This window comes from Solibacillus sp. FSL W8-0474, assembly GCF_038004065.1.
In the GTDB taxonomy this organism is placed as follows: Bacteria; Bacillota; Bacilli; order Bacillales_A; family Planococcaceae; genus Solibacillus; species Solibacillus faecavium.
Genome location: NZ_JBBOQJ010000001.1, coordinates 3530638 through 3552197, shown reverse-complemented (window position 1 = coordinate 3552197; position 21560 = coordinate 3530638). Strand labels below are relative to the sequence as shown.

At 36.1% G+C, this 21560-nt stretch carries 19 protein-coding genes and 1 riboswitch; of the genes, 11 read left to right on the top strand and 8 right to left on the bottom strand.

Going from position 1 to position 21560, the window contains the following annotated elements:
• Window positions 1-109: 109 nt before the first annotated feature.
• Together NYE67_RS18040 and NYE67_RS18035 are read right to left on the bottom strand one after the other, a co-directional pair.
• A complete protein-coding gene (locus NYE67_RS18040) occupies window positions 110-370 on the bottom strand; it encodes a hypothetical protein (RefSeq protein ID WP_340726260.1) in 261 nt (86 codons plus the stop codon).
• Window positions 371-554: 184 nt separating this feature from the next.
• A complete protein-coding gene (locus NYE67_RS18035) occupies window positions 555-2597 on the bottom strand; it encodes a S9 family peptidase (RefSeq protein ID WP_340730739.1) in 2043 nt (680 codons plus the stop codon).
• A 366-nt stretch (window positions 2598-2963) separates the two neighbouring features.
• Here NYE67_RS18035 and NYE67_RS18030 point away from each other — a divergent pair, with 366 nt between their 5' ends.
• The 3 genes from NYE67_RS18030 to NYE67_RS18020 all read left to right on the top strand — a co-directional run bounded on the left by NYE67_RS18030 (window position 2964) and on the right by NYE67_RS18020 (window position 7549).
• Window positions 2964-4526 (top strand): stalk domain-containing protein, encoded by a 1563-nt coding sequence (locus tag NYE67_RS18030; RefSeq protein WP_340730738.1) that lies wholly within the window; start codon window positions 2964-2966, stop codon window positions 4524-4526.
• 14 nt (window positions 4527-4540) lie between these two features.
• Window positions 4541-6343, top strand: coding sequence for a FecR family protein (locus tag NYE67_RS18025; RefSeq protein ID WP_340730737.1), 1803 nt, complete (start codon window positions 4541-4543; stop codon window positions 6341-6343).
• Between the two features lie 300 nt (window positions 6344-6643).
• Window positions 6644-7549, top strand: a complete 906-nt coding sequence (locus NYE67_RS18020) for an NAD(P)/FAD-dependent oxidoreductase (protein WP_340726256.1) — start codon at window positions 6644-6646, stop codon at window positions 7547-7549.
• Between the two features lie 64 nt (window positions 7550-7613).
• Here NYE67_RS18020 and NYE67_RS18015 read toward each other — a convergent pair whose 3' ends face one another.
• The 4 genes from NYE67_RS18015 to NYE67_RS18000 all read right to left on the bottom strand — a co-directional run bounded on the left by NYE67_RS18015 (window position 7614) and on the right by NYE67_RS18000 (window position 12599).
• Window positions 7614-8330, bottom strand: a complete 717-nt coding sequence (locus NYE67_RS18015; protein ID WP_191700947.1) for a 3-ketoacyl-ACP reductase — start codon at window positions 8328-8330, stop codon at window positions 7614-7616.
• 321 nt (window positions 8331-8651) lie between these two features.
• The gene (locus NYE67_RS18010) at window positions 8652-9995 is read right to left on the bottom strand and encodes a Ger(x)C family spore germination protein (protein ID WP_340730736.1); all 1344 of its coding nucleotides are present in this window, start codon (window positions 9993-9995) and stop codon (window positions 8652-8654) included.
• Window positions 9982-11091 carry a GerAB/ArcD/ProY family transporter gene (locus tag NYE67_RS18005; RefSeq protein ID WP_340730735.1) on the bottom strand — a complete coding sequence of 370 codons (1110 nt, stop codon included), beginning with the start codon at window positions 11089-11091 and terminating at the stop codon, window positions 9982-9984. The genes NYE67_RS18010 and NYE67_RS18005 overlap by 14 nt, the downstream gene beginning before the upstream one ends.
• Entirely contained in the window at window positions 11091-12599 is a 1509-nt protein-coding gene (locus tag NYE67_RS18000) for a spore germination protein (RefSeq protein WP_340726253.1), read from the bottom strand. Before NYE67_RS18000 ends, NYE67_RS18005 begins: the two co-directional genes overlap by 1 nt.
• A gap of 182 nt (window positions 12600-12781) precedes the next feature.
• Window positions 12782-12881, top strand: a riboswitch (TPP riboswitch).
• A 143-nt stretch (window positions 12882-13024) separates the two neighbouring features.
• Between NYE67_RS18000 and thiM the strand changes: the two genes are divergently transcribed.
• The 6 genes from thiM (at window position 13025) to NYE67_RS17970 (ending at window position 17787) form a co-directional block, all read left to right on the top strand.
• Complete coding sequence (thiM, locus tag NYE67_RS17995; RefSeq protein WP_340726252.1) at window positions 13025-13867, top strand: hydroxyethylthiazole kinase; 843 nt, start codon at window positions 13025-13027, stop codon at window positions 13865-13867.
• A complete protein-coding gene (locus tag NYE67_RS17990; RefSeq protein ID WP_340730734.1) occupies window positions 13864-14163 on the top strand; it encodes an MTH1187 family thiamine-binding protein in 300 nt (99 codons plus the stop codon). Before thiM ends, NYE67_RS17990 begins: the two co-directional genes overlap by 4 nt.
• A gap of 1 nt (window position 14164) precedes the next feature.
• Window positions 14165-14872 (top strand): thiamine phosphate synthase, encoded by a 708-nt coding sequence (locus tag NYE67_RS17985; RefSeq protein ID WP_340726250.1) that lies wholly within the window; start codon window positions 14165-14167, stop codon window positions 14870-14872.
• A gap of 217 nt (window positions 14873-15089) precedes the next feature.
• A complete protein-coding gene (locus NYE67_RS17980) occupies window positions 15090-15899 on the top strand; it encodes a VanW family protein (protein ID WP_340726249.1) in 810 nt (269 codons plus the stop codon).
• A gap of 232 nt (window positions 15900-16131) precedes the next feature.
• On the top strand, window positions 16132-16779 hold the full coding sequence (locus NYE67_RS17975) for a DUF6944 family repetitive protein (RefSeq protein ID WP_340726248.1): 648 nt from the start codon (window positions 16132-16134) through the stop codon (window positions 16777-16779).
• A gap of 156 nt (window positions 16780-16935) precedes the next feature.
• A complete protein-coding gene (locus tag NYE67_RS17970) occupies window positions 16936-17787 on the top strand; it encodes a DegV family protein (protein ID WP_340726247.1) in 852 nt (283 codons plus the stop codon).
• Window positions 17788-17868: 81 nt separating this feature from the next.
• Here the strand turns inward: NYE67_RS17970 and NYE67_RS17965 are convergent, their stop codons facing one another.
• Window positions 17869-18621, bottom strand: a complete 753-nt coding sequence (locus NYE67_RS17965; RefSeq protein ID WP_340726246.1) for a YqcI/YcgG family protein — start codon at window positions 18619-18621, stop codon at window positions 17869-17871.
• 179 nt (window positions 18622-18800) lie between these two features.
• On the opposite strand from NYE67_RS17965, the gene NYE67_RS17960 reads away from it, so the two are divergent.
• Together NYE67_RS17960 and NYE67_RS17955 are read left to right on the top strand one after the other, a co-directional pair.
• The gene (locus tag NYE67_RS17960) at window positions 18801-19655 is read left to right on the top strand and encodes a dimethylarginine dimethylaminohydrolase family protein (protein WP_340730733.1); all 855 of its coding nucleotides are present in this window, start codon (window positions 18801-18803) and stop codon (window positions 19653-19655) included.
• A gap of 161 nt (window positions 19656-19816) precedes the next feature.
• Window positions 19817-20401 (top strand): AAA family ATPase, encoded by a 585-nt coding sequence (locus NYE67_RS17955; RefSeq protein ID WP_340730732.1) that lies wholly within the window; start codon window positions 19817-19819, stop codon window positions 20399-20401.
• Window positions 20402-20444: 43 nt separating this feature from the next.
• Here NYE67_RS17955 and splB read toward each other — a convergent pair whose 3' ends face one another.
• Window positions 20445-21473, bottom strand: a complete 1029-nt coding sequence (gene splB, locus NYE67_RS17950) for a spore photoproduct lyase (protein WP_340726243.1) — start codon at window positions 21471-21473, stop codon at window positions 20445-20447.
• Window positions 21474-21560: the final 87 nt, after the last annotated feature.

Here is a 21560-nt window from a genome sequence, read left to right as displayed (position 1 = left end):
CACCTTATCTGAAAAAGATGAGAGGGGCCTTTTTTGTAGATATGCTAAAGATAAAGACGACTAAATAATAAAAAAGCAGGGGATCTAGCCACCCTGCTCTAATTCAAAATTAAATTTCAGCTTCACTATAATAATCCGATAATTGACTGCTCAAGTGTTCCAATTGAATGATTTGTGAATGAGGAAATCCATCATATTTCGTCTTATCGGAACACATCCAGCATGAACAATGTATTTTCCCTTTTGCGAAATATCCAGTAAAGCGGGAGTGCCATCCAATTTGTTTTGCAATTTTTGTTTTACGTTGAATGACTCTGTTTCGATGATGCCGATAATAGGCTCGACTACGATTTTTTTGATGTGGTTTCATTGACCAACAACTCCTTGGGTTAAGGCTCAGCCTGTAAAAGTCCCCCAAAGACTAAAATGGACCATTACAGGCTGAGTATGTGGACAATGAAGGTATTGAAAAGATTCAAGTTAATCACCCCAGGAAAATGTATTACTTTATTATAATCAATTATAACAAATAAGATTTGCAATAGGATTCAAAGCTAAATTCCAAACTTACTCAAAATAAACGAATATCCTTCAGCAAGTTCACGTAGCTGGTTGAAACGACCAGATGCACCAAAGTGACCAGCACCCATGTTGGTTTTTAAAACAAGGGTATTGTCATCTGTTTTTAATTCACGGAGACGGGCTACCCATTTGGCCGGCTCCCAGTAACCGACGCGCGGGTCATTTAATCCTGTCGTGATATACATATGTGGGTAAGGCTTTGCTTCTACATTGTCGTATGGACTGTAAGATTTCATATAGTAATAATCATCTTCATTTTGCGGATTACCCCATTCATCCCACTCCAAAGTCGTTAATGGAATTGAATCGTCAAGCATGGTAGTGACAATATCGACAAACGGTACTTCCGGAACAATGACTTTAAAACGATCTCCTGCCATATTAGCTACAGCACCGACTAACAAACCACCAGCACTCCCGCCGCGAGCTGCAATAAGTTCAGTTGTTGTAATACCTTGATCGATTAAATAATTCGCTGCATCAATAAAGTCCGTAAAACTGTTGCGCTTCTTCTGCATTTTCCCGTCAAAATACCAAATGCGTCCAAGTTCTGAACCACCACGCACTTGCGCGGTTGCGATAATTACCCCTTTATCAAGTACAGGCAGACGATAAGCACTGAAAAATGGATCACTACTATATCCGTATGAGCCGTAAGCATTTAAAATAAGCGGTGCTGGACCGTTTTCGAGCGCAGTCTTTTTATAATGAAGAAGTATGGGAACACTTATCCCGTCAGCTGCTGTTGCCCAAACCTGTTGCTGAACGTAATGATTACGATCGTACTCGCCTGTAACGGGTGCCACTTGTAATACTTCCTTTTCCCCTGATTCGATATCAATACGAATTGTCGTTTTTGGCGTCAAAAATGATTCGTATTGAACTAAAACCTCAGAAGCTTCGTAGTCCTGGTCTGGAACTAACGAGACCGAATAGATGTCTTCCTCCCATTTTAACTGAATAAGAGAGTCACCCTCGATACGCCAAACTTGCTCTAAACCATTTTCACGACCTGTTACATAAACATGGTGTTTAAATGGATAAATATTTTCAATAAATCGCTCTTCATCGTACGGTACAACAGTTGTACGCTGGCTGAAGTTATTCAACGAACAGCGGAGTAGGGTGAAGTTCAATGCATTTTCATTCGTTAATAGTAAAAGCTCATCTTCCCAATGCTCTACATCGTATTCAATTCCTTCGCGTCGTGCCTGAAATAATTGCGGAGGCAATAAGGGGGTATCTGCATCAATAATTTGTACTTCTGATGTCGTCGTTGATTGTGAAACAATGAAAATAAAGCGTGTACTTTTTGATTTGTTAATAAATAAATTAAATGTTACGTTGGATTCTTCAAATAAAAGCACGTCAGACGTATTTTTAGTTCCTATTTCATGACGCCAAACTTGATATGGTCGCTGTAATTCGTTTAGTCTTACATAAAAAATGTATTGTCCACAGTTACTCCATTCAACGCTACTGTAGATATAGACGTTAGGGATTGTATCTTCTAACAACTTACCTGTGTGCAAATCTTTTACATATAATGTATAGCTATCTGTGCCGTCACGGTTTTCCAAATAGGCAATATAGCGATGATCTTTTGTGTAACGCTGAACAGTAATGCTTAAATAGTCATCTCCTTTAGCAAGGGCATTTTCATCGATTGTAATTTCTTCCTCGGAAAATGCTAATGCCTCCCGACTTTCAGCACGTTTACGAGCGAAAATCGGATATTGCTTTTCCTTTTCTGAACGGTAGTAATAAAAGTAAGGTCCTTTTTGAACGGGTACCTGACTTTCCGAAACCGGAATGCGTGCAATCATAGCTTCGTAAAGCTCGGTTGTTAAACCTTCCCACGGTTTCATGACCTCATCATAATACATGTTTTCCTGCTTTAAATAATCAATTACTTCTGGATTGGATTTATCCTTCATCCAATAATATTCATCATGCCGAACGTCTCCATGCAGCTCAAACGTATGAGGCATTTGCTTTGCAATTAGTTTATTCATCTATAATTCTCCCCCTTGATATAACACAATTACTTCGATAAATTTTCGAATAATCCTCTAAATAGCGCAAATTCTTTGTTTGCAGGAAGACTATAAACAGTTAAAAAGAATTTTGAGGATTTAAATACTTGATAATAATTTACTATTTCATAATGTTACATAATAAACTAAAATTTAGGTAATATTTATTTTCCTGTACATAACTTCCACGTATCGACTTCCATTAACTTCAAAAGTTTTAACTTCTTAAGAATATTCTCCAAATAACAAAATGCCAGAGAAGTAGTAATTAGAAAGGAGGCGATTATTCTCCGGGATGAATAATATTTGTTTTAAAAAAATTTAATATAAAGGAAGGATTAAAAGATGCAATTAAACCGAAGTTTATTTATTAGTTTTTTAAGTGTTGTAATATTATTTTCCTTAGCTGTACCCCGTTTTTCGGCACAAGCCTCTTTTCTATATGAATTGAGTGAGGTGAGGACCTGGTCAGGCAACGGAACAGCTGATCTTAAGAATGGAGATTTAAAAGATGCCAGATTCGATACTCCTTCGAAATTTATAAAATTGCGAAATGGCAGCATAGCAATTGCGGATACAAACAATCATGTTATTCGCCAGATAAACGATAAAAAAGTAACAACATTGGCTGGTTCTCCATTTTTGATTGATGGAGATATTGCGTTTCAAGGTAGCTTTCTTGATGGGAAAAAATTAGAAGCGGCATTTAACGAACCTGCTGGATTAGCTATTGCAAATGACGGGTCTATCTTAATTGCGGATTCAGCTAATCATTCAATTAGAAAAATAAGTAATGATGGCAAAGTAACAACAATGGCTGGTAATGGTGTATTTGGATTAGAAGACGGAAATGTAAAAAATGCACGTTTTAACACACCACTTGATATTGCTATAGATTCAAAAGGGAATATTTATGTAGCGGATGCTTTAAATCATGTGATACGTAAGATTTCAAAAGGCGGAATTGTTAGTACAGTTACTAAGCCTTCTGATCGTATTGTAGAGTACACTCAAGGATTGCCTGATTTTGGAGGGGATTTTGCTGACGGTACTATTCAGGATGCCATGTTTAATGAACCAAGTGCATTACTACTAGATCATAAAGACAATTTATATGTTGCCGATCGTGGTAATCAGCGGATACGTTATATTGATTTCAGGAAGAACACTGTAACAACTGTAGCAGGTTCAGGCGAGCTACTGACGAATGAGTATTATGTAGAGGGAGGAAATACTGATGGTCCCGCTACAAAAGCGCAATTCTCCTCACCAGAAGGGATGGCATTAATAGATGAATCAACATTACTAATTGCAGATCGAAAAAATCATACAATTAGGCAATTAAAAGATGGAGTTGTCTCAACTATTACCGGTACTGCTGAACAATTTGGAAACAAAGATGGGCTTTTACAATCGGCTTTATTTAACGAACCAGTGGATGTATTAGTGCAAGATGACGGCTCATTATTAATACTGGAGGCGGGGAATAACCAAATTCGGAAATTAGCTACTTATGATGTATTTTTATCACAAAAGTATTCAAAAAAAGCAGAAGTTTGGTTAAATGGGAAGTTGCTTGAGACAACTGTTGAATTTATTCAATCAGAACCCCTAATTCCTTTAAACACAATTGGAGAAGAATTAGATTTAGCTGTTAATTATGAAAAAAAATCCGGGAAAATTACTCTTTCAAATGAAAAGACAACATTTGTAATTTATGAAAATAAGAAGACTGCACAAAAAGAAGAATTAGGTAAGAAAGCAAGTTATCAATTAAATGTACCTGCAAAAGTAATTAATAATAAAGTTTATATTCCGGTTAGCTTTATATCAGAAAACCTAGAGCTACATGTTATTTGGGATGAATCATTAAAAAATCTCGTAATTAGAAGTTATACTTTTGATTAGAAGGAGTGATAATTTTGTATAAAGCAATAATAAGCTTTGTCGCAACTGTAATGTTTTTAACAGTCGCTTTCCTTCCAACTACAACATATGCTGCTGATACATCAAGAGGAGCGGAAATCAGCTCGTATATGGGGACAGTTGAAGTGAAAAAAGCAGGAGGAAAAAAATCAATCATCGCCTTTGAAAATATGAAATTGAATCAAGGTGATGAAATCATAACCGGTGCTGACTCCTCAGCTATTCTTCAATTCTCTAATAATGGTGAAAGCGATGATCAGTTAATATTAGAAGCCAATTCGACGATTGTGCTGTCCAAAGTATCAAATAAAGAGAGCACTGTAACGAAGGTGAAACTAAAGCGAGGCAAAGCGTGGGTAGATGTATCTTCAATTAATAATAATGAAGATGTGTTCCAACTAGAAACTCCTGAGGGAATCTTAAATGTACGGGGAACAAATTTCTTTGTCGGTATCGATTCTAATACAGGTCAGTCAGTTATAGGAATGTTTTCAGGGATAGTCAATTATAATTCCACAGAAGATAGATCCCAAGGGACAAATAATATATACCCTGCTCAAATTTATTATTTAGATCCGAAAAATGAAGAGAATGTAGGGAATATGTCTAATCAGACTTTAGAAGAGATGCTGAAAAATGCACCATCCGAAATAGTTCAAGCAATTGTGGCAAATTTAAGTAAAATAAATGAAGAAAATAAAATGTTGATAGATAAAATAAATCAGCAATCAGTGACAGGTTTAAGTCCTGACGTTTTAACAAATATAAATAGAATAGCCTTTGCATTATTAAACGAATTGTATAAAACAGGTAAGATTTCAGAAGAAGCTTATAAACTTAAATTGGAGGAAATAAGTAAGAGCAGTTCTACAGGTGGAGATATACCATCCTCATCCCTTCAAATCTCAAGTGCAGATAAAATTTTGGAATTGAACCAAAATAAACGGGAAGAAAGATTAAATGAAAGTAATAATCAATTATCAGAATTAGAAGAACTGAAAAGACAACAAGAAGAGTTAAAGAAAAAGAATGAAGAATTGAAAAAAGAGCGAGAGGCGCAAGCTTTACAAAAATATAAAGAAAGCTTATCTAAAGAAGAGCAGGAGAAATTGCTGAAACGGCAAGCTGATTTAGAGGCGGCAAGAAAAACACCGACACCAAGTCCAACACCAGATTCAACACCGACACCAAGTCCAACACCGACACCAAATCCAACACCAGATCCAGAGCCGACACCAAACCCAGATCCAACACCAGAGCCGACACCAGACCCAGAGCCGACACCAAACCCAGATCCAACACCAGAGCCAGATCCAGACCCAGATCCAACACCAGATCCAGAGCCGACACCAAATCCAGATCCAACACCAGACCCATCGCCTGACCCAAATGAGTGGTTTTATAATATTGAAAATCCACTCTATTTTAAGGTGACTGTTGATTCAGAACAATTTTATAAAGAGGATTTTATTAGTCAAGATAAAGATAATAAATTACTGTTTGAAACGACAATGGCAATTCCATTCGGTAATGGAGATCGAGTAACATTTTTTACTAATAGTGATTTATTAGAAATTAGAGGCATTATATTGGAAAGTGATTTCCCTTACGAAGCTGGGGAACCAGATTATACGATTCCAATCGAGAAAGTCGATTCAGATAATTTAACATTTATAATCACTCTAGCTGAAAAGGGGAATTCAGATCGAACTGTAGAATTGACGTTTAAAATCCTTGCTGAATTAAGAGAATATCAAAGTCCCGAAGATATTATTACCTCCTTCAAAGAAATTAAATAAGACTAGTTCCAATTATAGTGAGTATATATACTCCTAGAGGTGAATTAGTTATGAATAAAGAACGGATTCCTTAATGGGGGTTCGTTCTTTTTGTTCAAAAAAACAATTTGAAAGCCCTTTAAGTATTTTATTGATTCTCATTCTATTCTGCTTTTGTTTTATTTCAATAATTTTTAAATACCTCTGATGGATACTCTAAGGCTTTTGGTTCAAAATAAACAAGAGAGGGTATAAATGAATTTGACCTTTAATGGGAATATCCCGTTTAAAATAATAACCAGCTCAGTGGGGAGGTAAAAAATGAATGTCCTAGATTGCATCGTTATAGGCGGTGGACCTTCGGGGTTAAGTGCAAGTTTGATTTTAGGTAGAGCTAGAAGAAAAATTATGTTGTTTGATGATGATACAAATAGGAATACAATGACGCAAGAATCGCATGGATTTATTACTCGAGATGGTATAAAGCCTCAAGAGTTTAAAGAACTGGGTTTAAAAGAACTGGAGAAATATCCTTCTGTCTCGTTCGCTCATGCAACCGTTACTGAAATAATTAAGGATAAAGGTAATGAGAGATTTTTTGTCAAAGCATCCAATGGACAGGAGTATGTTACTGAAAAGATTATATTAGCTACTGGTATTCAAGAAGTATTTTCTATTCAAGGGATAAGGGAATTTTACGGGAAGAGCTTATTTAGTTGTCCGTATTGTGATGGCTGGGAGCAAAGAGATAAGCCATTGATTGTCATTGCAGAAAAAGAAAAGCATGCACTCCATCTGACTAAAGTTATATATAATTGGTCGGAGGATTTAGTTGTTTTAACGAATGGAATAACACTCTCTCCAGAAGGTACTGCAGATTTACAAAGACGCAATATCAAAATAATATCTGACCCAATAAAGAATTTAATAGGGGAAGATGGTTATTTACAGAAAATCGAGTTTGATACTGGGGAAACGATTTTAAGGTCAGGTGGATTTGTGGCACCAATTTATTATCGCACGAATCAATTCGCTGAAAAACTTGGGTGTGAGTTGGATGAAGACGGAAAAGTTAAAACAGATGGCGTTGGCAGAACAAGTGAGAAGAACATATATATTGCGGGAGAAACTGAAAGAAACAGACCTTCCTCGCTAATGATTTCAGCAGCAAAGGGTAATAAAGCTGCAGTTTCTGTAAATACGGACCTTACGATGGAACGTTTTTAAATGTTAAAAAATAAATGGCGCTATCCAAAATACATTGGATAGCGCCTTATTTTTGACGGTTCTATTATGGGTTAGTTGACCAAAGTCCAGCATGCTTTAATACAACACGTGGATGAAGCTTTAATTGTGCAACCATTAAGTCAGCTAAATCTTCTGCTTGCATAACTTTTTCTGGGTTGCCGTCTGTTAAGTTCAGCTCAACCGCCATGTCAGTTGCAACCGTACTTGGTGTTAAAGTTGTAACGCGAATATTTTTCTTACGTACTTCAAGCATTAATGACTCACTTAATCCGATTACTGCAGCCTTAGAAGCTGAGTATGCACTTGTAACCGGTGCCCCTTTTTGACCAGCTGTGGATGAGATATTGATGATATCGCCTGTATTGCGCTCAATCATTTCAGGTAATACTGCACGTGTTGTATAGTATACACCTTTTACGTTAACATCGATGATATTTGTCCATTCTTCAGGTGTTAAGTCCATGAAACCGCCGAATTTTGAAATACCAGCATTATTTACTAAAATATCGATGGCTCCAAGTTCGCTTCGAATTGACTCAACTGCTGTAGTTATAGAGTCTAAATCTGCCACATTTGCCGAAGCAATAGCTACCTTAACGTCATATTGTTTAAGTTCCTCTGCCACTTGCTGTAAATTTTCAAGTGAACGTCCGACAAGACCTACGTGAATTCCTTCTTTAGCAAAAGCGATTGCTGTTGCTTTTCCAATTCCACGCCCTGCTCCGGTGATTAATGCCACTTTTCCTGTAATTGTTTGCATTTTTTTTGCTCCTTTAAATAAGATTGATTTATTATAGCGAAATAAAGAAATCGATATCCTCAAACTGGATCGTGCTTTTTCACCAAAAATAAATCAAGTATTATTCTAAAACTAACTTTATTCTACTCATGGTTTTTCGTATTGTAAAGGATACGAGCATGCTAATTTTCTTCGTTCTTCCAAGGAGGATTTGTATGGTGGGAAAAATTGTTATATATTTTGGAAACTGTATATGGAATAAAGAATGACAGGAAGGTACAAAGCATAGTAGGTATATCAGTAAAATGTTCCATAAGACTATTCCACAAAAAAATTCCACCTTTAGTGTGATTTTATAATGTTGCCTGGCTTTTCGATAGTTGCGTTGACATCAACTTGTATATCACTCTTCATGAAATAATGCTGACCCTCTTCCCATTCCTCTTTAATGGATTTCCAAAGCGGATAATGCTTTTCATATAAATAAGTGTTTAATCCGATAACGTCTGTATATAACTGATTCTGTAAAATAGAGATGGTATGTTCCGTTATTTCTTTAATTTCTTTTTCTAAAGTATTTTTTAGCTTTTCGTAATTTTCTTCCTTCATAACATCAAGTTGGCCATACTGTTCAGCAACTCCGCTAGCAACGTCGATTTTAATATTGAATTTTAATGGCATTTTCTTATCTTTCAGGGATATTTTACTTTGGATGTTTAAGATTTCGAAGGTGACATCGTGATCATCAAGTTTTGTGTTAATCGTCCCTGTCTGATTTTTGGATTGAATAAAATTTACTCCTTTTGCTTCATCTCCAATTAAATTACCAACAACTTTATTCTTAATACCGCTGTATACCGAAACTCCATCATAATTAACTGTCGTTGAATTTACCTGACTAATAAAAGGAATAATAAAACTTCGATTCATTAACAAATAGGATTGAACATTTCCCACAGTTAAAGGTTGGGCAATATCTAAGGTCGACTTATTTTCCAAAACTTTGGATAAATATTTACTTGGTACTTTCTCGTTTTCAGGGAGAATTGATAAATAATCGCTTGATTGCTCCTCCGTAATGGCGATTTTAACGCTCCGTAACATTTCCTTTTCTCGAAGGAAAATATCCATCAGATCAGCAAATAAATACTCTTCTTTTGCAAGGGCTTCCGAAAAGAGGACAATATTTAAATGTGTCACGTTTGTCCTACTTCCAGCCTGTTTTATCATATCGCGGTTCATTTCAATAATGGTGTCTCCAGTTTGTGATAGGTTACGAAATGAAGTGGCGTTTGAATTGTTAGTGTTTTGTTGTGAGCTAAAGGTAGAAGGATTTAAAAGCTGTTGTGTTAATTTGAATTTATTATTTTCATTTTGTTCGTAATCCTCATCTTTTTCATAATTTAAAACTCTTTCATCGGTTTGTAATGAAGATTCATTTTGATTTTGTTTTATGCGTTCTTGCCCTGATGAAGGTTTATTATTTTGCTGCTGTGAGTTTTGCTTCTGTTGACCTTGTGAATCCCTAGCAGCCACACTTTCTTCTGAGGGAGCTGGTTTATTATTAGCTAGGTCTATCGCAATCCCTGTTACAAAACTACGATCTTCTACTTCAAGATTATCCCAGCAACCGGCTGTAAGTGGGAGACAGCAAATTAAAAATATTAGTTTTTTATAAGGGATCATGGGTTCTCCTACCTCTTATTAATAGCATAGTTCCTAGTAGAAATATGACGAATACCATATAAATTATCTCTAAATAAGCCATATATTTTGCAATGTTATTAATTTGAATAAAGTTTTTAGGTATCATGGCTAAAAAGAAAATGATGGGTGACAAAATAAAAATAACCGTTTGTTTGGCTAATTTAGGAATTAGCTGGTTAATGAGCATTACTGCAATATCAAATGCCATTAAGCAGGTTGTAAATACAATAATTGTCCAGATGATAAATAAAATCGAATCAAAGCGTTCGAAGAAAATTCCTGGAATCGATATTATTTTTGAAAGCTCGAATACAGGGTAATAAAGATTTTTGACCGTTGCATTCCCAAAGACGCCAACACAAATAATAAAAATAATGATATAAAAGGTAAATGGAAATAAAATGCCTAAAACAGTCATTTTAGCTGCTTTTTCAGGTTTTTTTATAAGAGAAATATAAAATATTACAATACCAAATCCTAGAAATGCGTTCAAACTGGATATTGTTCCAGACTGAAGTCCTTTAAAATCGGTTTGAAACACAGGAAGTAAATTTTCAAGCTTAATAGCCCACATCGGAGCAATAATTAATAAAATTAACCCGCCGACAACAAAAGGGAAAAAGAGAATGTTTAATTTGAAAATGGCCACCCTCGAGCCAGATACTGCATATATAACGACAAGGATAAACGCTAAACAGACAACTTCCAATGGGGTACGATCAAAAAAGTACTCCTGAGACAAGGTAGCCATTTCCCTCATTTGAAACGAAGAGATAATAATATATTGAAAAACAAAAATAAAGCATAGTATGACTGCCACTGGCTTTGATACTAAATAGGAGGCAAAAGAGAAAAAGGGTTCATTTGGGAAGGATACCGCTATTTTTGCTAAAATCCATCCTAAAAGAAGCGCGATCAACCCTCCAAATAAAATTGCTATCCAGCCATCCGATGATACAGTATGTTCGGTTATATACCGAGGCAAAAATAGAATTGTAATACTAATCGTATTCGAAGCAACAGCAAACATAATGTCTTTATCTTGAATCGATTCATTGTTTTTATAAAGTTTCATTACTTCACTGATCCTCCGTCTTTCTTTTTCCTATTCGATTTCAGGAATGGCTGAAATGAGCGTTTTGACAATACTGTAATCGGAGCCCTTACGACAATATTTTCAAGGGTCCATAAGTTGCCTGGAGAAAATGATTGTGTATATGGAATACCAATACTTTTTAAGTTGGCAAGATGAACATAAATCATAATAAACACTAAAATAATTCCGTATAGTCCTAAAATTGCGGCAGCAAATATAGTAGCGAGACGAACTATTCGCAAGCCAATCGCAAAGCTGTAATTGGGTATTGTGAATGCACAAATGGCTGTTAGAGAAATAACTATAACCATGATGGGAGTTACAATCCCCGCCATAACGGCAAGTTGACCAATAACTATACCGCCTACAATCCCAATTGTCTGACTGATTTTATAGGGGAGTCTTGTTCCAGCCTCCTGCAATACTTCATAAAAAAAGACGAGGATTAAAGCTTCAATTAAGGACGGAAATGGAATCCCTTCCCTAGCGGCAGTTATCGTAAATAATAGCTGAGCCGGAATTAATTCTGGATGGTATGAAATTAATGCAACATATAGGGCTGGTAAAAATATAGTCATGTAGAAAGAGAATAAGCGCAATAATCGTAGTAATGAACTTATTAACCAACGTTGGTTATAGTCTTCTATTGACTTTAATGAATCCCCGAAAGTGATAGGCATTAAGAGAGCAAAGGGTGACCCTTCAACAATAATGGCTATTTTACCTCTCAATATATTGAAAGCCACCCTATCCGGTCTTTCTGTATCTAAAATTTGTGGAAAGGGTGACAGAAGATTATCTTCAATCCACTGTTCAATAAATCCAGAATCCGGTGCGAAATCAATATCAATTGTTTTAACGCGACGCAAAACTTCCTGTAAAAGGTCTTCTCTTACAATCCCATCAATATAACAAATGGCAATTTTCTGGTTGGAATGTGTGCCAACTTCCATCATATCGACTCGAAGATTGGGGTCTTTGATTTCCTGGCGAATGAGCGAGAGGTTAATTTTAAAATTCTCTATAAACCCTACTCTGGACCCTCGAATAACGGATTCAGATTGCGGCTCCTCAAGGGCACGATATTCCATTCCGCTCGTTCCGATAAGTGCGGCTTCACTTACACCTTCCAGTAAGAAAACTGTATCGCCGGCTAAAAGCGTTTTAATTACCTGCTTCATTTCCTTTGATCTGTTGATCTCAGCAATGGCAATTATTTCTTCATAGACATGATCAAACAAATTCGAGTGAATATGTTTTCTGTTTAATTCAAGAATTTTTAATATATTTTTATTTAATAAATCCTCGTTTATAAGCCCTTTTATATAAATTAAAGCAAAAGGATGGTTCAACCGGCCAATTCTGCTTTTTCGGATAATAAGATCTGCAGAATTTCCAAGTATTTTTTTTATTACTGCAATATTTTCATCTAATTGGCCATCGAGATATTGGCGACTATTGTTTTTTTCATTTGAAGATTGGACCATTTTCTTAACTCCTGTTCAAATGATGTAATAAGTTTATTGTTTTATTTTTTCCAAATAATATGCAATTCATACTTTAATTCGATGTATTATTGAACCTTTATAACGTTGGTATAGAGGCACGTAAATGTATGAATTTGACATTCGACATACCTGTTGATAGTATGGAGGAACAAACAAAATAGCATATATTGCGGGGGGACTCTTTTGAGTTGAGAAGGTTAAAACCTGACTCTTTGAACCTGTCAGTTAAAACTGGCGTAGGGAAGCGATTCATTATATTTATAAGCAATAATTTGAATTGTGCTTTCCCATTTATTTAGGGAGAGCACTTTTTTGTTTTTTATGCTAAGTGAATTTCTACCTGTAAGACCCGTCTTGTGAATCTATTCGTTCATATGAAGAATGATTATAGAAAGGTGATGGAAATGGCTACTAAGCAGGAGATACAAAATGAAATTATCCAGGCTGTAGAAACAGTAAAAAAGGCGAATCCGATGGCAGGTTCCATTACAAACACTGTCACGATTAATTTCGTTGCAAATGCACAGCTTGCTGTTGGAGGTTCTGCCGCTATGGTGTATTTACCGGATGAAGCAGAATTTATGGCTAAAGCGGGGGGAGCAACCTATATAAATGTGGGTACGCTATTACCTATTTATCAAGAGACATTACCTCATGTAGCAAAGGTATTGCATGAAACAGGAAAACCATGGGTGTTGGACCCTGTCGCTGTAGGCATTGGTTCACTAAGGACAGAGCTACTACAGGAATTTAAGGCATTTAAACCGACCATTATTAGAGGAAATGCATCAGAAATTATAGCATTGGCAGGTTTATGGGCATTAGATGGAGGAGCAGAGGAATCAAGGGTACGAGGTGTGGATGCTACAGATTCTGTACACGAGGCTAAAAGAGCAGCGATTGCTCTTGCAAAGTGGACGGGTGGTGCGGTTGCTGTATCAGGAGAAACGGATTTAATAACAGACGGCTCTATTATAGCTATCTCTTATGGGGGCTCTCATTTTATGGAGAGAATTACGGGGGCAGGCTGCTCGTTAGGTGGAGTTGCCGCTGTGTATGCAACAGCAACTACTCCGTTTATTGCAGCCATTACTGCTAGTGCAGTATACAATGTAGCTGGAAAACGCGCTGAGTTAAAAGTAGATGGTCCAGGAAGTTTCCAAGCGCAGTTTTTGGATGAATTATATAAAGCAACAGCAGAAGAAATTGCAAACAACTCATTTGATTTGGAGGAGATTAATTTATGAATACATTAGTAGCAGTAGCAATTGCGCCTTTTGGTGTAGGGAATGAATTGGGACAGGAAATCGCCGAGGTTGTGAAAGTCATTCGAGATTCGGGGTTACCGAGTCGAACTACATCAATGTTTACAGAAATTGAGGGAGAATGGGATGAAGTGATGAAAGTAGTAAAAGAAGCGACTTTTATACTTGCAGAAAAAGGAATTCGAACAGAAGTGGTGTTAAAAGCTGATATCCGTCCGGGATATACGAATACGATCAATACAAAAATAGATAAAATAAATGATATTTTAGGAGGGTAATATGGGTAATATCAAAAAGCTTGATATTTCAGCCTATTTAGTTATAGGTCCTGAAAATACAAAAGGCCGTCCAGTCGCAACGATTATTAAAGAGGCAGTAAGTGCGGGCTTTACTTGCATCCAAATACGTTCCAAAGTTGCTTCTGCAAGAGAATTGATTCAATTAACACGTCAAGCAGCAGAGGTCATTGAAGAAGCTGGAAAATCCGATGAGGTTGCACTCCTAGTAAATGACCGTCTTGATGTTGTTTTAGCGGCTAGATCACAAGGGATTAAAGTAGATGGCATTCATGTAGGACAAACAGATATCCCAGTGAGCGTTTGTCGCGAATATTTAGGGGAAGACCTCATTATCGGTTTATCTGCTCGAGCTGATCAATTATTTGACTATATTAAAACAGAGGATGTCTCTCAACTTGATTATTTTGGCGTAGGACCGTTGCATGAGACCTCAACAAAACCTGATTGCGGAATTGGGGAAGACGGAAAAGTGATTACGAGAAGTATTGCTGATATTACGAAAGTTGCTGAGCTTAGTTCGATTCCCGTAGTCGTAGGCGGGGGTGTAAAACTCGCGGATATTCCTACCTTAGCAAAAACTGGTGTAGACGGTTTCTTTGTCGTTTCAGCTGTAACGGAGGCTGAAAATCCAAAGCAAGCAGCAACAAATTTAGTGAACGCCTGGAATAATTATAAGTCTGTTAATTAAAACTTTTAAATTGAAACCCCATTACCTCAAGAGTAGGTAATGGGGTTTTGCTCTTTTCCAGATATATCCTTCTGTTAGGGAGCAAGTTCTTTTTAAAAGGAATAAAAACAGTTCTGTTGAATAATTACAAAGAGAAATAAAGCGCTTCGTGTAATGAGTAAGCGTTTTAACTACATAGAATTAATAAAAATTTCTAGTTTAAAGGAGGAATAAAATATTGAGATTATCCGAACTTAATCCAATCTTCTATTATTTACGAATTGAACAGAAAAGGCTTTTTCGGTCTATCGAAAATCTAATAGAAAGAAAGCGATTTGCAACGTATAAAGAGTTGATAACTACATTCCCTTTTACATGTAAAAAACACCAATCATTGCTAAGAAGGAAATTAGGAGACAGTGATCCTAACTTACAGGAGAATAAAATAATTAATTTGAAAATTGCTACGAGTGCAATCGATGGTGTAATTATTAAGCCTGGAGAAACCTTCTCGTTTTGGCATTTAGTAGGGAAAACGACAAAAGCAAAAGGCTACATTGAAGGAATGCAGCTCTCAATGGGAGAAGTGAAGACAGGTGTTGGAGGGGGGATTTGTCAGCTTGCTAATTTACTGTATTGGATGACGCTACATACACCTCTAATTATTAAAGAAAGGCATCATCATAGTTTCGACCCATTTCCTGATTCGGGAAGAACGCTTCCATTTGGGAGTGGTGCAAGTGTTTTTTACAATTATGTAGATTTACGCATTTATAATCCGACAACTAAACCTTTTCAAATAAAAGTTTGGGTAACAGATAAACTTTTAAAAGGAGCAATTTTTGCGAATGAAGAAATGCCTTACACTTACCATATTGAGGAAAGAAACCATCAATTTTTAAAAAAAGACGGGAAAAACTATCGTCAAAATGAGATTTGGCGAAAGACAATCGACAAAGTAACGGGACAATTGATTAAAACAGAATTGCTAATGAAAAATTATTCAGAGGTAAAGTATCCTATACCCACCGATCCTGAATTGCCGTGAAATGTAATTATTATAAATGACCTGAAAATCCGAGGATGATTTCTCGGATTTTTATAATATTAATCAACGAAATAATTGGTCAATCCAGGTCCAATTATTCTATTTAAAAATACATATACTGCAATATCTAGGTTTAGTCGGTAGGAATGTACAACCTCCATATCGGCATAAAAAGTTACTATCTCGTAATTTGTTATAGCTTACCTTACTAATGAACAGTAGGTGGATAAAAATGATAAACCATAGTAATTCTAACAACCAAAACAACGCTAAAAAACAAAAGATCTCTTTGGATAAATGGGATAAATTGATGTTCCGCAACAAAAGTAGGAAGCGGAATACTTCGAAGGGCATTAGATGGAATAACAACTCCAATGAATCAAATATTACTACTATTGCAGGGAACTGGATTGAAGCTGTTGGGACAATTGTATCTGCAATCGGGAGTACGCCCTCTACTTTTTTTACTCAGCAAACACTAAATGATTTTAATATAATTGGTAATATTCTAGAAGCTGGAGGAAGCGCAATTGTTGCAGAGGCTGAAAACACCTTACTGGATAGGGTAGGTGGTCAACTATCGTCAATAGGAAACTTAGCTGTTGTGGCAGGAATATTCTCTAAGAATGAACAGTCAGGTCAACTATTAGAACAGCAAGGTAACCTGCTCCAAGTGGTTGGAGTTGGAATTACAATTAATACTGAAGGGAAATTAACTCTTTTACAAACTATAGCGAATACAGGAAATATAATTCAGCTAATTGGAAATGTAATTGAAGTCTTTGCTGATAACGATACAAGTGAAGGAGAAGTAATGAATGCAGTTGGCGCTTGGATACAGGCGGTGGGAGCTGTCATTACAGCATTGGCATCCGATTAAGCATTTAAGCAAGTACTCTATCGAGAAGAAACCTTTGAATTAGTTACTTTAATTTTCAGAACATTCACTGGATAATTCATCCTCTTAGTGTATATTTAAGTTAAATAAAAAATAAATACACATCAAAATAGGTATGTAATTTGGAAGGGGTATACAATGAAACGGATAATTTTATCGACTGAGAGTGGAGCGGATTTACCGAAAGATCTAGTTGAGAAACATCAAATTCAAGTAGTACCGATGCATGTCATTATGGAGGGGAAAGATTATTTAGATGGTCAGTTATCTGTAGAAGAAGTTTTTGATTTTCATAGTCGTACAAAAAAAATTCCTTCCACAGCAGCAACAAATATACATGAATATGAGGATTTGTTTACTAAAATTAGAACAGAATATCCTGACAGCATCATCATTCATATTGGTTATACGTCTAAAGCATCGGCATCATTTCAAAGTGCATTAATTGCAGCGGAGAATTTTGATAATCTTTTTTTAGTTGATACTTTAAATGTAACTGGTGGATTAGGTGCTATAGTTATGTATGCAGCTTCATTGCTCGAGGAGGAACCTTCCATTGACCATGTCCGTTTAATAGAGAAAATAGAATCCGTAGTTCCTAAGACAAGACTCGCTTTCCTGCCTGGAAGTTTGGATTTTCTAAAAGCGGGCGGTAGGGTAAGTAACCTAGCCTATATAGGAGGAGCTTTATTAAAAATTAAGCCATGCATCGAATTAAAGGAAGGGAAGCTTGTTTCAACAAGAAAATATCGAGGGAAAATGAATATCGTTGCCGAAAAGCTTTTACGAGACTATTTAAACGAATATGATATTGATAGAAAACAGCTATACTTGATTTATTCTATTGGGCTTGATGAAAGTATTAAAAAGCAGATGGAAGAACTCGCGAAGGAATTTGGTTTTGAACATGTAACATGGATGCAAGCTGGTGCAATGATCTCTACACATGCAGGGCCAGGAGGCTTTGGGATAGCAGGGATAGAAAAATAAAATTTAATCCGAATGGGAAAAGACATTAAAAGTTGTGCTAAAATTTTACTTTTAGCACAACTTTCTTTGTAACCGTTTTCTTTAATTGGGGCTTAGTTTTAAGGTTAGCGACTTATGTTGGAAAGGACATTTGCCTTGAATAGGTATAATATCATCACCAATAAATGATTGCTTCCACTCATTATGAGTTGGGTCACCGTAATGACCGATATCCGGATGTTTAGGTAGCTGATCCCAAACCTCTACACGTTTCCGAACCTTTTCACGAGACATGATTCCGCCTTTTTCAGTTCCTTCTAACCCTTCGAAAATTTTCCGAGGTTGAAATCCAAGAACCATTGCATTTCCTAAATGACGTGTTTTCCGCTTTTTATATGCAGGTGCATTTCCGAATACAAAAATTGGCTCTCCGGCAAAATGAAAATCCCACAAATAATGTTCAGGGTCACGAGGACTATCTACTGGCCATTCTACTTCATCTTCTTTATGCAAGTATTGTAGTATATCCCAAAATTGCTTTCGGTAATCTTCAAGAGAGCCCTCTTGCTCAAATGGTTCCACAAAGACAAACAGTCCGTGTCTTTTGTAGTTTGGTAGCTTAAATAAATCAAGGAAATGTCCGACTGCGGCAGGAAGATTGCTCCAGTCATCCTGATTAATATAGGCATAGCGAAGCTCACCTTTGAGCTCACCACTCATGCCGAAAAAACATGGAAACGTTTTATCTGTTACCGTGTTATGAAAGGTTTCGTATTCTTTATAAAGCCATTTTGGCAAGTCGGTTCTAGTTTGGAAATCTTCCTTTGTTAATAAAGTATGCCCTTTCGTAATCATACAAACCCCTCCGTTATCATTATCCAATTATTACTATATAGCCAATCATTACCCCATCCTAAAATTCTTGAAACAATGGTAACTAAATAGATTAAAAATTCAGAAATGTTTACTGAATGTAAATGAAGGAAATGAAAATAATAAGTGAGAGTTGAATCAAGAATCTGGAGGATGTCTTAATGGGTGATACAATTACAAAACGAGATCAAATAAATTGTAAAAATGAATACGGAACATTAAAAAAAGTAGTTTTATGTGAACCGCAATACATGGAGATTAGAGAAGTAATTAATAACGTCCAAAAACAATATAAGCATGAGAATATTGACCAGGAACTAGCTATTGCACAACATCGTAATTTTGAACAAACTTTAAAAACTGCGGGTGTGGAAGTGATTAAACTAAAACCTAGTAAAGATCACCCTGAGCAAGTCTTTACACGAGATATTGGCTTTACATTAGGAAATCGTTTATTTATTTCCGAAATGGCGAATCCGATTCGTCAAGGTGAAGAGAAAGTATTAGCCCACTGGATGAACAAGCATAATATTGCATATAAAAAGCTCTCAACTGATTCGATAGAAGGCGGCGATGTCATTGTCGACGGCCAACACGTCTTCATTGGAATCAGTCACCGAACGTGTAAAAGTGCAATTCAATCTTTACAGAAAGAATTGCCTGAATTTAAAATACTGCCAATTCAATTCAACCCAAAATATTTACATTTAGATTGTGTATTCAATATTCTTTCCTCAGAAGAAGCATTAATTTATCCAGATGCGTTCGACCCGAAAACTGTAGAATTTTTAGCGAATATGTACAATTTAATTGAAGTAAGTGAAAGCGAGCAGTTTACAATGGGCACAAATGTATTATCTATTGGTCAGAAGCGGGTATTAAGTTTACCAATGAATCGAGACGTTAATTATCAGATGAGACAGCATGGTTATGATGTATTGGAAGTAAATTTTTCAGAAATCATCAAGTCAGGCGGCTCATTCCGATGTTGTTCAATGCCTATTGTCCGGCTTTAAGAGGTAAATTGGCACCTCGTTTCGTAATATATGTTATTTGATCATTACTCATTCTTTATACGAACGAATCCTTGTTAAAGGGTTCGTTTTTTTCTTTTTTGCAAATAATGGTAAATTATAGTATATAAATATTTATACGTATTTAAGGAAGAGGTTTTTTAATGATCATTTGGCTAAACGGTGCCTTTGGTGCTGGAAAAACACAAACCGCATATGAATTGAAACACAGAATTCCCAACTCCATTATTTATGATCCAGAGCAAATCGGCTTTTATATAAACAAAAACATGCCGAAACATCTGACGACAGGGGACTTTCAAGTTCATGAAATTTGGAGAGAGTTTAATTTTAAAATGATAAAGTACATATCTAATCAATTTAATGGAACAATTATAATTCCAATGACAATCACTAATCCCCAATATTATGAAGAAATTATAGAGCGCTTAAAAATGGAAGGGATTGAAGTGCATCATTTTGTATTATGTGCAACAAAGGAAACACTCAAGCAAAGGCTAAAGAGCCGATTTGAAAAGAAAAATTCTTGGCCAGAGCAGCAAATCGACCGCTGTATGGAAGGATTTAAACACCCAATTTTTGATGGACTAATTGATACAAATAGCCTTGCACTTGAACAAGTGGCAGAATTGATTGCAAAAAAGCTAAATATTCGTTTGCTTAATGATAGACGGAGCAGTTTTAAAAAAAGGGTAGACCGCTTTGTAATGAGGATTATGAAGACATAATATAAAACAAAGGCAGCCGATTTTAAGACCGGCTGCTTTAGCGTTACGTGAAATACTCAAGTTTTGCATTCGGAAAGAACTTTTCCATATAACTGTATAACTGCTCTTTCATTTCATCTTCTTCGTCTTTTTGATAAATATATTTACCAATTCCATACTTACCCCATTTAACACGTCTTGTAGATTCATCCAGCTGTAATTTAGTTTTTGGATAATTTTTCTCAATAACATTTTTTGCTTTCTTAGTGAATCTGTGCTGAATAAATTCAAACGTTATATCATCACGAGCATCCTTCGGTAATTCTGCATCAAGACGCTCAAACATATGATAGTATCCTTCTTGCCATCCATCATGAAGGTAAATTGGTGCTACGATAAAACCAAGCGGATAACCAGCCCTTGCGACTTTACCGGCAGCTTCAATACGCTTTACTAGGGGAGAAGTACCAGGTTCAAAATTTTTAATGACATAGTCGGCATTTATGCTAAATCGGAATCTTGTATGCCCGTTATGTTTTGCATCAAGTAAATGATCAACATGATGAAATTTAGTCACAAACCGTAATCTGCCTAACTCTGTTTGCCCAAAATGTTCAATTGCTTTTTTTAAGGAGTGGGTTAAGTGGTCGATCCCTACAATATCAGAGGTACAAGCAGCTTCAAAACGCGTAATCTCAGGAGCGCGTTCTTCTATATAATGATCAGCGGCTTCAAATATTTCATCGACATTCACATATATTCGAATATACGGTTTACTCCCCATAGTCGTTTGCAAATAGCAGTAATGACAATGTCCCATACACCCTGTTGCAAGAGGGATGGCATATTCAGCCGATGGTTTAGACGTGTCAAACTTCAGAGTTTTACGAATGCCTACAACGAGGGTAGATTTTGCAATTCGGTATTTTTGTAAATCATTGTCTCCAGGAAGGTCTCGAATCTGATTATGTGAAGTAGTATAACGAATTTCAATACCTAACCCTTCAAATTTTTCTTTCAGCTCTTTTCCAAGAGGATAATCTAAAGCATTCGGTTCAAAATAAACAAGCTGGGGCATAAACGGTTTATTCATGATTATCCTCAGTGATGATAATCTGCATTAAGCACAATGCATCGGTAAGATTAAGCATCCTATCACCTTCTTTTCTTTTTAGGATTA